This window comes from Pseudomonas sp. 1176_21 (genome assembly GCF_052850635.1).
Genome location: NZ_VXCV01000001.1, coordinates 826,347 through 839,558, shown reverse-complemented (window position 1 = coordinate 839,558; position 13,212 = coordinate 826,347). Strand labels below are relative to the sequence as shown.

The window sequence follows — 13,212 nt, the reverse complement described above, 5'->3', positions numbered from 1 at the left end:
TTATTTTTCTATGAAAGTGTACCGACAGTAAAAAATCAACTTGTTTTTTTACTTGGGTTTGATTAGCGTCGAGTCACCCCAGTGCAGGGGCTTACCTCACAAAAACAAGAAAGTGGACCACGCCGGCGCCAGGCCGAGTGGTACCCGCAGGAGGATCCATCGATGAAAGCGTTCCCGCGTAAACCAGGCCTGTATGCAGTGCTGCTTGCCCTGGGCCTGGGCAGTGCCCAGGCAGCTCCGCAGATGGTCGTGGTGGGTTATGGCGGTGCCGGGCAGAAGGCCCAGGACGTGGCGTTCTTCCAGCCGTTCAGTGCCCAGGACAAGAGCAAGCTGATCCAGAGCGAGTACAACGGTGAAATGGCCCGCATCAAGGTGATGGTCGACACTGGCAATGTGGACTGGGATGTGGTGCAGATCGAAGGGCCTGACTTGATGCGCGGGTGCGACGAAGGCATGTACGAACCCCTCGACTGGAAGCAGCTGGGGCATGCCGACGAGCTGATCCCGGACGCTGCCCAGGCGTGCGGCTCGGCGGCGCTGGTGTGGAGCGTGGCGATCGCCTATGACCGCGACAAACTGGCCCAGGCGCCCACCTCCTGGGCCGACTTCTGGGACGTGAACAAATACCCGGGCAAGCGCGGCCTGAGGAAGCGTGCGGTGTACAACCTGGAGTTCGCACTGCTGGCCGACGGCGTCAAGGTCGAGGACGTCTACAAGGTACTGGCCACCCCCGAGGGCGTGGACCGCGCCTTTGCCAAGCTGAGCGAGCTCAAGCCCAACATCCAGTGGTGGGAGGCTGGCGCGCAGCCGGCGCAGTGGCTGACGGCGGGTGACGTGGTGATGACCTCCACCTACAGCGGGCGCATCGCCAGTGCCGCGCAGGCCGGTGCGCCGTTGGCGGTGGTATGGCCCGGCAGCCTGTACGGCATGGACTACTGGGCCATCATCAAGGGCTCCAAACATGTCGACCAGGCCAAGCGGCTGATCGCCTACACCAACGACCCGGCAGCGCAGGTGCGCTATGTACAGCAGATTCCCTACGGCCCGACCAACACCCAGGCCGCGGCAAAGCTGGACCCGTCGCTGGCCAGCTGGGTGCCGACCTCGCCGCAGAACCTTCAAGGGGCGCTGTCGATGAACGTCGAGTTCTGGGTCGATCATGGTGACGAACTGGAGGAGCGGTTCAACGCCTGGGCTACCAAGTAGCCGTTGCAGCCCGTCTCCTGCACCGTTCTGCAGGAGCGGGCTCAGCTCGCGGCGCCCCTTCAAAGTCTGGTTAAATACGCGCTTACCAGAACCGCCGGCGAGCCCGTTCCATGCACGATGACGACGATATCCACGAACCCGAGCACGACCACCTGCTCGACCACGAATTTCACGATCAATACATTGCCCCCGAGCCAGAGGCGGGCGGTATGGATGAGGATGACGAGGACGATGATGCCTGGGGTCTGCTCGACGATGACGATGACCAGCCCGAAGACCCATAGCCCTGCCGGCTTCACCATTCGTCGCGTGTGCTGCACCCTGGCCCCGGCCTGACCTCCAATTGACAGGGCCCGGATGTTCCGGGCCTTTGCTGGCGAGGTGTTCCATGACTGACCAAGTGACTGCCCAAGCCCAAGACCCCACCCAACCGACGACGGCTCCCGAAGACGTCGATCCGCTGGCACGCCCACCGGTGTTCACGCCAGATCGTCCCGAGGACTGGAAAGACCCGGCCAGCGGTGATGGCGTGCCCGATGACGAAGACATGCCGCTGCCCAATGATTGAGCGCAGGGGCGTCTGCCAGGGGGCTGGGGGGATCGCTGGCAGACACCCGGATGCCTGGCCCCATTCGACGACGTGGAGGTATTGATGACCGGTAATCAGCACAAACCAGTAGGACCGCATTCATCCGAGCACGCCTCTGAACGGGACACGCTGGACTTTGATCCCGATTCGCCAGACCTGGATGACCCGCAGGTCGATCCGGTAGGCCCGGCCAAGGCGCCCAAGGGCGGGCCAGAACCACGCAAGCCACCGCTTCTTGGCGAGTAGCCGCAAACAAGGGCCCGGCGCAATGCCGGGCCTTTTTGCAATCAGCCGTGCAATCAGCCGCCGGCTGCCTTGGCCGCGGTCACACCCGCCGCACTGAGCTTGATCGGGTAACGCACTGACGGTTCATCGTCGGCCCCAACGGTGACCGCACCGTCCTGGATCAACCCCTTGTCCTGCAGTAGCTTGAGCGTCTCGGCCACCGCCTTTTCGCCTTCGAAGTTGTCCAGCACTTCCTTGCCCAACCCGTTCGGGTGGGCGTGGTACAGCCGGGTGAGTACTTCGTTTTGCAGTGTTTGATTGGTCATTGCCTGCCTCGCAGTGCTCATGGGTATGAAGGGCGTTGCACAGCTTCCGACAGGCCAGGGCGGCAGGGATTCCACCGGATGTCGCGAGGGGGCGACCGGTTGCGTTACAGCAGGTTGCGGGGTGGGGGCGGGCAGCAGGGCCCTGAAACAGAACTGCCCCGGGCAACGCCGCGGGGCAGTGGGTCAAGCGCTACGCCGGGGCGTCAGGGCTTGTTGTTGAGCTTGCGCAGTTCTTCGTAGGTGGCCGACTGGACGAACCAGAAGCCGGAAACGATGCACCAGGTCAGCGTACCGACAATCAATGTGCCCAGGCCAGCCAGGAAGCTCTGGCTGAACATGAACAGGCCGGAAATCCAGATGACGGCCAGTGCCACGTACAGCACCACGTTGTTGACGCTGATAACAAAATCTTTCACGAGTAATCCTTCCCGAGTCATTGTCCACTGTCGCACGAACGGCGTGCGACAGGCCGCTATCATATTGATATTGCGACAACAATTCCATCGGAACGGGCACTGCGCCTGCCTGTCAGCGGCTAGCGAAAGCGCGGCAGCGGTCGGTCCAGGGTGAGGGAGGTCAGGGTCTTCTTCACCAGCACCTCGTCGGCTTCGACGGCCTTGAGAGTGTCGCGGATCTTGCCCGCCACCGGTACATCGCCCTGGCGGTCGATCCAGTCGGCGATCTCCTTGCAGGCCACGGCCAGGCGGTCCTGACGGTGGTTGATCAGGGTCAGCAGGGTGGTGATCTCTTTGTCGGACATGGCGCATTCCTCCCTTCGGCGAATTAAGTGTAGCAGTGCGCCGGCAGTTGGCCCCCCCAGCCTCAATCGGGTTTGCCGCGCACGATGCGCCCGTCCTTGACCTCGTCGGCATAGGCCTTGAGCTTGTCCGAGTCCCGGTACAGGCGGTTCATCAGGTGCAGCACCGCCACCACGTCGACGTCCTTGATGCGCTCGGCCAGCTTGCTGATTTCACCGGCGGTACGCTCAAGGTCGGTGGCGACCAGCTTCAGGTCACGTTTGAGTTCTGCGGAGGACTTCTTGATACCCATGGATACCTCGGATGGGCTGATTGCGTTCAAATGGGTGCATTCTAGCAGGCGACACCATCGGCAACAGAAGAGGGGAGGCACAGCATGAGCGCCAGGGTGCAGGTACGGGCCAACCGTAGTGGCCGCGATATCGCGGTGGGCGATGTCCATGGGCACTTCCAGCGCCTGCAGCAGGCACTGGATGCCGTCGGGTTCGATCCGGCCATCGATCGGCTTTTCAGCGTGGGCGACCTGGTCGACCGTGGGCCCGACAGCGAACAGGCGCTGGCATGGCTCGATCAACCCTGGTTTCACGCGGTGCAAGGCAATCATGAAGCGTTGGCCATTGCCCACGTGCGGGGCCACTGGCTGGACCAGGCGATGTACCGCGCCAGTGGTGGCGGCTGGTTTCTCGACCTGGAAGCGCAGGCCCAGGCCCGCTTTGTGGCCGCCTTCGAACAGATGCCCCTGGCGCTGGAGCTGCAAACCCCTGAAGGCCTGGTCGGCCTGCTGCACGCCGACTGCCCGTTCGCGCATTGGCAGACACTGTGCGAGCACCTGGCAGGCGAACCTTCAGCCGATGTTCAGGAGGTGTGCCAATGGTCGCGACGACGCTTGCAGCAGGGCGACACTGGCGAGGTTCAGGGCTTGCGAGCGCTGATCGTCGGGCACACCACGCTGCGCGAGGTGAAGGTGCTGGGCAATGTCTGGCACCTCGATACCGGCGGCTGGGCAAGCGGACACTTCAGCCTGCTTGATCTTGCCAGCCTTGAGTTACTGCAGACGCCTAGATGAACCACCACGGGTCACCGTTGGGCTTGGTGGGGGTTCGCCTGAGCTGGCGTATCGATACCCATGCCAACGCGATGCCAACCAGCAGCATCAGGCCACTGAACACCATCTTGAACAGGATCGCGGCATGAAACGCGTCGGGGTTGTCACGCAGCGTATGGGTCACGTGGTGGACTGGCCGGATACGGTTGCTGACCATACTGGTCACGCTGCCCGCCTGCAGGTCTTGCAGGTTCAGCAGGGCCATCGCCAGTGCACCCAGAATCAACAGGAAGCCAGCCATCAGCAAGACCATCATATGGCCGCTGCCCACGCTGTTCTGGCGCATGGTCGCCTCCTGGCAGATTTCGAGAAGCGCGCGATCATACATGACTTGACGCTGGCCGGCAGGGCATTTGAAACTCGTTGCCCCAGCCACCGGAGCCCCTCATGGACCTGACCACCCTCGCGTTATTCATCCCGGCCTGTTTCGCCCTGAACATGGCCCCTGGCCCCAACAACCTGCTGTCGCTGAACAACGCCAGCCGCTACGGCCTGCGCACGGCCTGCCTGGCTGGCGCCGGCCGCCTGCTGGCGTTTGCCGGCATGATCGTACTGGCCGCCATGGGCCTGGCGGTGGTGCTGCATACCAGTGAATACCTGTTCCTGCTGGTCAAGGTGCTGGGCGCCGGCTACCTGTTCTACATCGCCTGGCAGTTGTGGCGCGCACCGGTCGGCGAGGCCGCGCAGGTCGGTGCACGCGGCGTGGGTACCCTGCGCCTGGCGCGTCAGGAGTTCCTGGTGGCAGCCGGCAACCCCAAGGCCATCCTGATCTTCACCGCGTTCCTGCCCCAGTTCGTCAGTGTGACAAGCGCCACGCCGGTGGCCGAGCAGTTCGCCGTGCTGGGGGCGATGTTCCTGGTACTGGAGTGGCTGGCCATCGCCATCTACGGCTGGCTGGGGGCGTACATGCAGCGCTGGTTCAACCAGCCTGCACCGCGTCGGCTGTTCAACCGGGTCAGCGCATCGTTGCTGGGCCTGGCGGGGTTCGGCCTGCTCGCCGCACGCCGGGCCTGAGCCCTACCAGCTGATGCGCAGCCCCAGGGTGCCGCCAATCGATTCCTGCTGGCGGCTATCAAGGTTGGCGCTGTAGGTCATTGCGCCGTACACCGCCACGGCGGGGCTCAGCCGGGCGTCCAGGCCGGCGCCCACGTCCATCCAGGTGGCGGCCTGATCAGTCCTGATCGGCTCGCCCCCGTCGAACCGCAGGGTGTCGCGCCCGCCACTGCTGCGCCATACATTGCTGCGCAGGTAGGGCTCCAGCGGCACGCTGCCGGCCAGGTAGCTGCCCTTGATTCGTGCGCCAACGCGACCGGTCCAGTTGGTCTGGCTGTCCTGGCTGACCGTTGAAATGCCATCGCTGCGCGTATCGAAGTCGACCTTGCGGGCGATCACCTGCACCTGGGGCTCGACCACCCAGCGCGCGCTCAATGCCAGCGGATAGCCGGCCTCCACCGAGGCCGCCAGGGCATGCCCATCCAGATCGAGCTTCACGCCGCGATCGGAACGGGCGCGGCCGTCCAGATCGGTGTACTGCAGCACCGTGTCCACGTACCACTGCCCGGGACCGATCAGCGTCCAGTAGGCGCCGACACTGTCGCCATCGAGGCGAACATCGCCCACCGCATTGTCTTCGAAACCCAGCGCGAAGCCTTTGACATCGCCATCGAGCCGGCTATGGCTGACATACACCCCGGCGTGCTGGCGATAACCGCCGTCGGTGTGCGTCGCATACAGGTCATGGCCCACCTCGAAACCGCTCAGGTTGCCGTCCAGGCTTGGCGACACCGTGCCGGACCACTGCTGGCGCAGGTGCTCGCCAAAGGTGCGGGCCCACCCGGCGGCCACCGGGCCTTGTTCGTCGAGCAGGCGTTGCTCGCCCTGGCGCTGGTGGAAGGTGCCCAGGGTCGACAGGCTGATGATGGCCGCGGCGCGGCTGGCCACCGCGTACACCGGCACTTCGGCGCGGTACAGCACGATGGCCTGCCCGGCGACCGGGGTGGGCAGTGGCGGGGTACCCGGGGCGGCCACGGGCGCCGGCACCACCGGTGGCGGTGGCTGGCCGGGCAGGGGCGGCGCCGATACCGGGGGCGCGACCACGCTCGAGCGCAGGTACCAGCTGTTCTCGCTGCCGGCGCTGACCCCGCCCTTGAACAGGTAGTACTGGTAGGCCCCGGCCGACAAGGGCTGGCCAAGGCTGAACGCCGTGCTGGTGCTGGTGGTGCCAGGGCCGGCCTCGACCACCTGGATGCCATCGGCCGCTGTCAGCGCGCCGCTGCCGCCCAGGTTGTTGACCTGCAGGGCAGTGCTGCCGGCCAGCGAGCCCTGGTTGACCACCAGCCGGTCGGAGGCGGCGCCGTCGCCTTCGAGCACGCTGTCGACCTTGAGCACGCCGTTGCTGCCTGCGTAATTGCCGCCGAGGGTCAGGCGGCCCAGTGCATTGGCGCCGCTGCTGAGGTCGATGAGCCCGGCGTTGTTCACGCTCACCGGTGTGCCGCCGGCAAACGCCGTCACCTGGCCGGTGCGCGCCACCAGCTGGCTGGTGGCATCGATCAGCAAGGTGCCGGTACCCGTGCCCTGGTCTCCAAGAACCAGGTGGTCATCCAGGTTGAAGACCGAGGCGTTGGTCAGGGCCATGCGCTCCCAACCGGTATAGCGCGCGCCCAGGCTGCTGCGGGTATGGTCCAGTACCAGGCTGTCGCTGCCCAGGCCGCCGTCCACCTGGCGCACCAGCCCCAGGCGGCTTTCGTCGAGGTTGGCGAGCAGCGCCTGGTCGCTGCCGTCGCCCATCAGCACCGCACCGCGCACGATGCCGTCGTCGCGCCAGGTGAAGCTGTCGTCGCCGAAGCTGAGCAGCACATTGCCCACCACCTCGCCACCGCTGATGGTCACGCTGTCGTCGCCACCGCTGACGCTGATGTTGCCGCCGATGCGTCCGCCACTGACGATGACCGTGTCGCGGTCAAAGCCTGTGACCAGGTTGGCGTCGATGATGCCGCCGGACATGTCGAACAGGTTGCGGTCCAGCTTCATGTCGACGCGCCCGATGCGCCCGCCGCTCATGTAGGCCACATCGCCATCTTCGAAGGCGCCGATGATGCGTCCGCCGCTCATCTGGAACAGGTCGCGGCCGTTGCCCTGCTGCAAGGCCTGCAACTGCCCGCCGGTCATGATGAAGGTGTCGATGCCCGCGCCCTGATCGAGCACGCCGGTGATGATGCCCGACGCCATCTCGACGCGGTCGGCGCCGGGGCCGAAGGTCACGCTGCCGGTGAGGGTGCCGCTGCCCCCGGCCGGCAGTATCAGCGTGTTGTCACCGCCAGGGTCGACAAGGGAGGTGCCAATGCCGCTGTCGCAGACATAACGATCGTTGCCGCCGGTAGGGGCGAAGGTGCAGTCCGCCTGACTTGTCAGGGCCCACGGGCTCAGCAACGGCAGGCACGCCAGGGCAACGCGGCTGGGCGGGCTCATTTCGTCCTCCTTGGGCTAGCGATCGGCCCAAGCGATACAGGGCTGCGACGGCGGTCGCAACTGGCAGAAATGATAGGTGGTCATCGGAAATGTGCACATTGGCGCAAAAACGCCTGACCGATGGCACGCCTGTCGATCAGGGCAGAGGGCTCAATCGCGGTAGAACACCTGCACCAGGTGGTAACCGAATTTGCTCTTGATCGGGCCGTGTACCACCCGCAACGGCTTCTTGAAAATCACCTGGTCGATGGCGCCCACCATCTGTCCCGGGCGTACTTCGCCCAGGTCGCCGCCGCGTTTGCCCGACGGGCAGGTGGAGTACTTTTTCGCCAGCACATCGAAGGCTTCGCCCTTGGCGATGCGCTGCTTGAGCTGTTCGGCCTCTTCGGCGGTCTTGACCAGGATGTGACGGGCCTGTGCTTTCATGTTGCCTCTGTTACGGGTAAAACCGGCGATTATGCCTGATTCGGGGCAGGGCGGCTTGGCGCGCCGTGCCCCGAACCCACGCATTGGCGGGTTACTCCACCGTGGCGCGTTTCACGTCGCTGGAAGCCGACCAGATGCGATAGCGCACTTCCACGTCCTTGGGGGTGTAGACCACCACCGGCAACTTGCTGTTGTAGCGCAGCAGGAAACCATCGCCGACCACCGGCACGAAGGCGTCGATCTTCTTGTTGTCGGGGCAGCCCATCAGGGTCGAGACAGGGCCCATCACCTTGTCCAGCCGGTAGTAGCTATAGCCCCAGCCTTCGAGGGTCTTTTCTTCGAGGTTGCCACCCAGGCGCTGCAGGTTGCAGTCCACCTTGAGGGTCTTGCCGGCCAGTACCTCGACCTTGAATGCCGACTCGTCTTTCTGCTCGGGCAGGTGGATCACCTGGCGCACAAAGCCGTTTTCGGCTTCGGGATAAGGGGCCACATCCTTGAGGCTTGCTGCGAGAACAGGGGCGCTGAAAGCCAGGGGCAGCATGAACAGGGCGGTCAGGGAAAGCGGTCGCATAAAAGCTCCTTGCGGTTTGAAAATGACAGTCGTAGCCGGCCAGCGGTACCTGCGCCCCAGGCCGATGGCTACTGGGCCAGCCAGCCGCCATCGATGTTCCAGGCGGCGCCGCGTACCTGGCTGCCGGCTTCGCTACACAGAAACAATACCAGCTCGCCCAGGTGTTGCGGTGTGACGAAGGCGTGCGAGGGCTGCTTTTCGGCCAGCAGGTCCTGCTGGGCCTGCTGCGGATCGACCCCGCTGGCGATGCGATCGTCGATCTGCTTCTGTACCAGCGGGGTGAGCACCCAGCCGGGGCAGATGGCGTTGCAGGTCACGTTGCTGGTGGCGGTCTCCAGGCCCACCACCTTGGTCAGCCCGACCACCCCGTGCTTGGCCGCCACATAGGCGGCCTTGCCTACCGAGCCGACCTGCCCGTGCACCGAGGCGATGTTGATCACCCGCCCCCAGTTGCGCTGGCGCATGCCGGGCAGTGCCAGGCGGGTGCTGTAAAACACCGCCGAAAGATTGAGCGCGATGATCGCGTCCCAGCGTTCCACCGGGAACGCCTCCACCGGGGCGACATGCTGGATGCCGGCATTGTTGACCAGGATATCGACCCCGCCGAACTCGCGTTCGGCATAGGCAAACAGGTCGTTCAGTTGCTCCACGCTGCCAAGGTCTGCCGCGTGGTGCCCCACCCGGGTGCCATGCCGGCCCACCTCGGCAAGCGCTGCACTGGCGTCGCCGAAGCCGTTGAGAATCACATCGGCGCCAGCGCCGGCCAATGCCTGGGCGATACCCAGGCCGATGCCACTGGTGGAACCGGTAACCAGTGCGACTTTTCCTGCAAGGCTCATGGAAGTCTCCTTAGACAATGCCTGTAGCGTAGAAGGTAGCGATCACCACGAAGACTGCCAGGGTCTTGATCAGGGTGATGCCGAAGATGTCCTTGTAGGCTTCGCGGTGGGTCAGGCCGGTCACCGCCAGCAGGGTGATCACCGCGCCGTTGTGCGGCAGGGTGTCCATGCCGCCGCTGGCCATCGCGGCCACTCGGTGCAGCACCTCCAGCGGAATGTTCGCCGCGTGCGCCGCACTGATGAAACTGTCGGCCATGGCCGCCAGCGCAATGCTCATGCCGCCGGATGCCGAGCCGGTGATGCCGGCCAGCAGGGTCACGGTGATGGCTTCGTTGACCAGCGGGTTGGGAATGTTGCGCAGCGCATCGGCCAATACCAGAAAGCCTGGCAGCGACGCGATCACCGCGCCGAAACCGTATTCCGACGCCGTGTTCATCGCCGCCAGCAGGGCACCGTTGACCGCGCTCTTGCTGCCCTCTGCCAGGCGCGTGCGGATGGCGCCGAAGGCGCTGACCAGCACCAGCAGGATGCCCAGCAGCAGGGCGGCCTCGACTGCCCAGATGGCCGTCAGCTTGGCGATTTCGGTCTGTACCGGGGCGCTCATGCCGGGCAGGCTCAGGCTGTGGGTCTTGCCGTACCACGCCGGGATCCAGTGGGTGAACAGCAGGTTCATCACCCCCACCAGCAGCAGTGGCGACAACGCCAGCAGCGGGTGCGGCAGGGTCAGGTCGGCGGCGGTTTCGGGTTCGTTGCGCAAGTCGCTGCCGTAGCCTTCACCGGCGCGCTGCGCCTTGTTGCGCTGGCGCTGCAGGTACAGCATGCCGGTGCAGAACACGAACAGCGTACCGATCACGCCAAGCCAAGGCGCGGCCCAGGCGGTGGTGTTGAAGAAGGTGCTGGGGATGATGTTCTGGATCTGCGGGGTGCCCGGCAGGGCGTCCATGGTGAACGAGAACGCACCCAGGGCAATGGTGGCTGGTATCAGACGTTTGGGGATATCGCTCTGGCGAAACATCTCGGCGGCGAACGGGTACACCGCGAACACCACCACGAACAGCGACACCCCGCCATAGGTGAGCAGCGCGCACACCAGCACGATCACCAGCATGGCCTGGCGTGTGCCCAGCAGGCGAATGGCGGCAGCCACGATCGAGCGCGAGAAACCCGAGAGCTCGATCAGCTTGCCGAACACGGCGCCGAGCAGGAACACCGGGAAATAGAGCTTGATGAACCCGACCATCTTTTCCATGAACACCCCGGTGAAGGCGGGCGCGACGGCGGAAGGGTCGGTAAGCAGCACCGCGCCGAGGGCGGCGATGGGGGCAAAAAGAATCACGCTGTAGCCACGGTAGGCCGCCAGCATCAGCAGCGCCAGGGCTGCCAGGGCAATGATCACACTCATCGAGTGTCTCCTTGGGTGCATCTTGTTTTTGTTGGGATGCAGCCCTTAGCGAAGACCGTGCCATTTTAATAAGCTATTGATTTATATGGATAAATACTAATTCCAGTGGAATTTATCGAATGATTGTCTCTGGTTTGAGACTGGGTGTGCCGTGCGTGCGCTTGCAGCGCAGGAGGATCTGCACACGGGGTATGCCTGACACACCGTGCACTCTGGTTTTGCGACCGCTTCGCGCCCGTTCGCCGGCAAGGCCGGCTCCTACGTCTCTGGCCGGCAGGCCGTAGGAGCGGGCCTTGCCCGCGATCTGGTGCGCAGCGCCAGTAAAACCTGCACATGCGATCTGCCTGATATACCGCGCATTCAGGCCTTGCGACCGCTTCGCGCTCGTTCGCCGGCAACGCCGGCTCCTACGCCTCTGGCCGGCAGGCCGTAGGAGCGGGCCTTGCCCCGCGATCTGGTGCGCAGCGCCAGTAAAAACCTGCACACGGGGTCTGCCTGACACACCGTGCACTCAGGTTCTACGACCGCTTCGCGCTCGTTCGCCGGCAAGGCCGGCTCCTACGCCTCTGGCCGGCAGGCCGTAGGAGCGGGCCTTGCCCCGCGATCTGGTGCGCAGCGCCAGTAAAACCTGCACATGCGGTCTGCCTGACACACCGTGCACTCTGGTTCTACGACCGCTTCGCGCTCGTTCGCCGGCAAGGCCGGCTCCTACGTCTCTGGCCGGCAGGCCGTAGGAGCGGGCCTTGCCCGCGATCTGGTGCGCAGCGCCAGTAAAACCTGCATATGCGATCTGCCTGATACATCGCGCAAACAGGTCTATGACCGCGTTGTGCCGATTCATCAGCAAGGCCGTCTCCAGGTTGAGATGACAGTCTCTCTATTGAGACTTGATCCCCAGAGCCGCCAGCTTCTTGTACAGCGTCGAACGCCCCAACCCCAGCTCTCGCGCGGCCTGCGGCACATTCCCGGCGCAGCGGGCGAGGGCGTTTTCCAGCAACTGGCGCTCGAATGCTTCGCACGCCTGCCTGTAGTCGGTTATGGGGTCGGTGTCGACTGTAAGGGGCGTCAACGGGCCCAATGCCGATTGCATCTGGGCGGCAGTCAGTTGCTGCTGGTCAGCCATCAGCGTGGCCCGCTCCAACACGTTGCGCAGCTCGCGAATGTTGCCCGGCCAGGCATGTCGGGCCAGCAGCGCCTGTGCCGGTGCCTGCAGCTCATGGCGGCTGCCCAGCTCCTCCAGAATCGCCTCGCTCAACGCCGGGAGGTCATCGAGCCGTGCACGCAATGGCGGCACCTCGATCGGCAGCACGTTCAGGCGGTAATACAGGTCGGCGCGAAACTCCCCGCGGGCCATCGCTGCCGAAAGGTCGCGCGAAGTGGCAGCAATCACCCGCACATCGCTCTGCAGCATCTGGTTGGAACCCACCGGCTCGTATTCCTTTTCCTGCAGCACGCGCAGCAGTTTGCTCTGCAGCGCCAGCGGCATGTCGCCGATCTCATCGAGAAACAGCGTGCCGCCTTCGGCCACCTGCAGCTTGCCCGGCCGGCCCTTGCGGTCGGCGCCAGTGAACGCACCCGGCGCGGTGCCGAAGAATTCGGCCTCCAGCAGATCGTGCGGGATAGCGGCGCTGTTGATGCTGACAAACGGCTTGTGGGCGCGGGGCGAGGCGGCGTGGATGGCATGGGCGAGCAACTCCTTGCCCGTGCCGGTCTCACCCAGCAGCAGCACCGGCGAATCGCTGCTGGCCCCACGCCGCGCGCGGCGTTTGACCTCAAGGCTTGCGGCGCTGGTACCGATGAACTGCGCAAAGCTGTACTTGGCCTGGCGCGCTCGCAGCAGCGAGCGGGTCGAGGCCAGTTCCTGCTGCATGCTGGCATAGCGCTTGAGCAGCGGCGAAAGGCTGTGCAACTCATCGAACAGGGCAAAGCCGATGGCGCCCATCACCGCGCCCTCGGCATCGTGGATCGGCAGGCGCATCACCACCAGCGGCTCCTTGGGCGTGTCGAGCATGTCCAGCAGAATCGGCCGGCCCTGGGTGATCACGTCGCGCATCTGGCTGCCAGGGATCACGCTTTCACACGGCTGACCAATCGCGGCACTGGCGTCCTCCAGGCCAAAGCGCCGTGCGTAGCGCTGGTTCATCCACACGATTCGTGCATCGCGATCGACGATGATCGTGCCCTCGCTGGATTGCTCGATGATCTCGAACAGCGAGCGGATCGCCAGTTGGCGCACGCGCTGGTAGTCCTTGAGGCTGTCACTGTCTTGCATGGGCCGCTCCGCCGTAATGAGGCTG

17 protein-coding genes are annotated in these 13,212 nt (G+C 64.7%); 6 read left to right on the top strand and 11 right to left on the bottom strand.

Going from position 1 to position 13,212, the window contains the following annotated elements:
- Window positions 1-162: 162 nt before the first annotated feature.
- The 4 genes from FW760_RS03940 (at window position 163) to FW760_RS03925 (ending at window position 2,041) form a co-directional block, all read left to right on the top strand.
- Complete coding sequence (locus FW760_RS03940; protein ID WP_054914548.1) at window positions 163-1,206, top strand: ABC transporter substrate-binding protein; 1,044 nt, start codon at window positions 163-165, stop codon at window positions 1,204-1,206.
- 110 nt (window positions 1,207-1,316) lie between these two features.
- Window positions 1,317-1,490 carry a hypothetical protein gene (locus FW760_RS03935; protein ID WP_167400190.1) on the top strand — a complete coding sequence of 58 codons (174 nt, stop codon included), beginning with the start codon at window positions 1,317-1,319 and terminating at the stop codon, window positions 1,488-1,490.
- A 104-nt stretch (window positions 1,491-1,594) separates the two neighbouring features.
- On the top strand, window positions 1,595-1,774 hold the full coding sequence (locus FW760_RS03930) for a hypothetical protein (RefSeq protein WP_080922870.1): 180 nt from the start codon (window positions 1,595-1,597) through the stop codon (window positions 1,772-1,774).
- A gap of 84 nt (window positions 1,775-1,858) precedes the next feature.
- Entirely contained in the window at window positions 1,859-2,041 is a 183-nt protein-coding gene (locus tag FW760_RS03925) for a DUF6021 family protein (RefSeq protein ID WP_275726560.1), read from the top strand.
- Between the two features lie 53 nt (window positions 2,042-2,094).
- Here the strand turns inward: FW760_RS03925 and FW760_RS03920 are convergent, their stop codons facing one another.
- From FW760_RS03920 to FW760_RS03905, 4 genes are all read right to left on the bottom strand, one after another.
- The gene (locus FW760_RS03920; protein ID WP_275726558.1) at window positions 2,095-2,346 is read right to left on the bottom strand and encodes a hypothetical protein; all 252 of its coding nucleotides are present in this window, start codon (window positions 2,344-2,346) and stop codon (window positions 2,095-2,097) included.
- 203 nt (window positions 2,347-2,549) lie between these two features.
- The gene (locus FW760_RS03915) at window positions 2,550-2,762 is read right to left on the bottom strand and encodes a hypothetical protein (protein ID WP_043861484.1); all 213 of its coding nucleotides are present in this window, start codon (window positions 2,760-2,762) and stop codon (window positions 2,550-2,552) included.
- Window positions 2,763-2,881: 119 nt separating this feature from the next.
- A complete protein-coding gene (locus FW760_RS03910) occupies window positions 2,882-3,106 on the bottom strand; it encodes a hypothetical protein (RefSeq protein WP_043861485.1) in 225 nt (74 codons plus the stop codon).
- 62 nt (window positions 3,107-3,168) lie between these two features.
- Window positions 3,169-3,396, bottom strand: coding sequence for a hypothetical protein (locus tag FW760_RS03905; protein ID WP_043861486.1), 228 nt, complete (start codon window positions 3,394-3,396; stop codon window positions 3,169-3,171).
- 84 nt (window positions 3,397-3,480) lie between these two features.
- Here FW760_RS03905 and FW760_RS03900 point away from each other — a divergent pair, with 84 nt between their 5' ends.
- Window positions 3,481-4,170: a metallophosphoesterase gene (locus tag FW760_RS03900; RefSeq protein ID WP_275726556.1), complete on the top strand. Its 690-nt coding sequence runs from the start codon at window positions 3,481-3,483 to the stop codon at window positions 4,168-4,170.
- On the opposite strand, the gene FW760_RS03895 is transcribed toward FW760_RS03900, so the two are convergent.
- Window positions 4,163-4,495 (bottom strand): hypothetical protein, encoded by a 333-nt coding sequence (locus FW760_RS03895; protein WP_196932254.1) that lies wholly within the window; start codon window positions 4,493-4,495, stop codon window positions 4,163-4,165. The genes FW760_RS03900 and FW760_RS03895 overlap by 8 nt on opposite strands.
- A 101-nt stretch (window positions 4,496-4,596) precedes the next feature.
- Between FW760_RS03895 and FW760_RS03890 the strand changes: the two genes are divergently transcribed.
- Window positions 4,597-5,223 carry a LysE family translocator gene (locus tag FW760_RS03890; RefSeq protein ID WP_043861489.1) on the top strand — a complete coding sequence of 209 codons (627 nt, stop codon included), beginning with the start codon at window positions 4,597-4,599 and terminating at the stop codon, window positions 5,221-5,223.
- 3 nt (window positions 5,224-5,226) lie between these two features.
- On the opposite strand, the gene FW760_RS03885 is transcribed toward FW760_RS03890, so the two are convergent.
- The 6 genes from FW760_RS03885 to FW760_RS03860 all read right to left on the bottom strand — a co-directional run bounded on the left by FW760_RS03885 (window position 5,227) and on the right by FW760_RS03860 (window position 13,187).
- Complete coding sequence (locus FW760_RS03885) at window positions 5,227-7,677, bottom strand: autotransporter family protein (RefSeq protein ID WP_446443605.1); 2,451 nt, start codon at window positions 7,675-7,677, stop codon at window positions 5,227-5,229.
- 150 nt (window positions 7,678-7,827) lie between these two features.
- Window positions 7,828-8,103 (bottom strand): peptidylprolyl isomerase, encoded by a 276-nt coding sequence (locus FW760_RS03880; RefSeq protein WP_038611202.1) that lies wholly within the window; start codon window positions 8,101-8,103, stop codon window positions 7,828-7,830.
- Between the two features lie 91 nt (window positions 8,104-8,194).
- Window positions 8,195-8,674: a serine protease inhibitor ecotin gene (gene eco, locus FW760_RS03875; RefSeq protein ID WP_078480411.1), complete on the bottom strand. Its 480-nt coding sequence runs from the start codon at window positions 8,672-8,674 to the stop codon at window positions 8,195-8,197.
- A 68-nt stretch (window positions 8,675-8,742) separates the two neighbouring features.
- Complete coding sequence (gene hbdH, locus FW760_RS03870) at window positions 8,743-9,513, bottom strand: 3-hydroxybutyrate dehydrogenase (protein WP_275726545.1); 771 nt, start codon at window positions 9,511-9,513, stop codon at window positions 8,743-8,745.
- A gap of 10 nt (window positions 9,514-9,523) precedes the next feature.
- A complete protein-coding gene (locus FW760_RS03865; RefSeq protein WP_058540163.1) occupies window positions 9,524-10,915 on the bottom strand; it encodes a GntP family permease in 1,392 nt (463 codons plus the stop codon).
- A gap of 877 nt (window positions 10,916-11,792) precedes the next feature.
- Window positions 11,793-13,187: a sigma-54 interaction domain-containing protein gene (locus tag FW760_RS03860; protein WP_275726540.1), complete on the bottom strand. Its 1,395-nt coding sequence runs from the start codon at window positions 13,185-13,187 to the stop codon at window positions 11,793-11,795.
- Window positions 13,188-13,212: the final 25 nt, after the last annotated feature.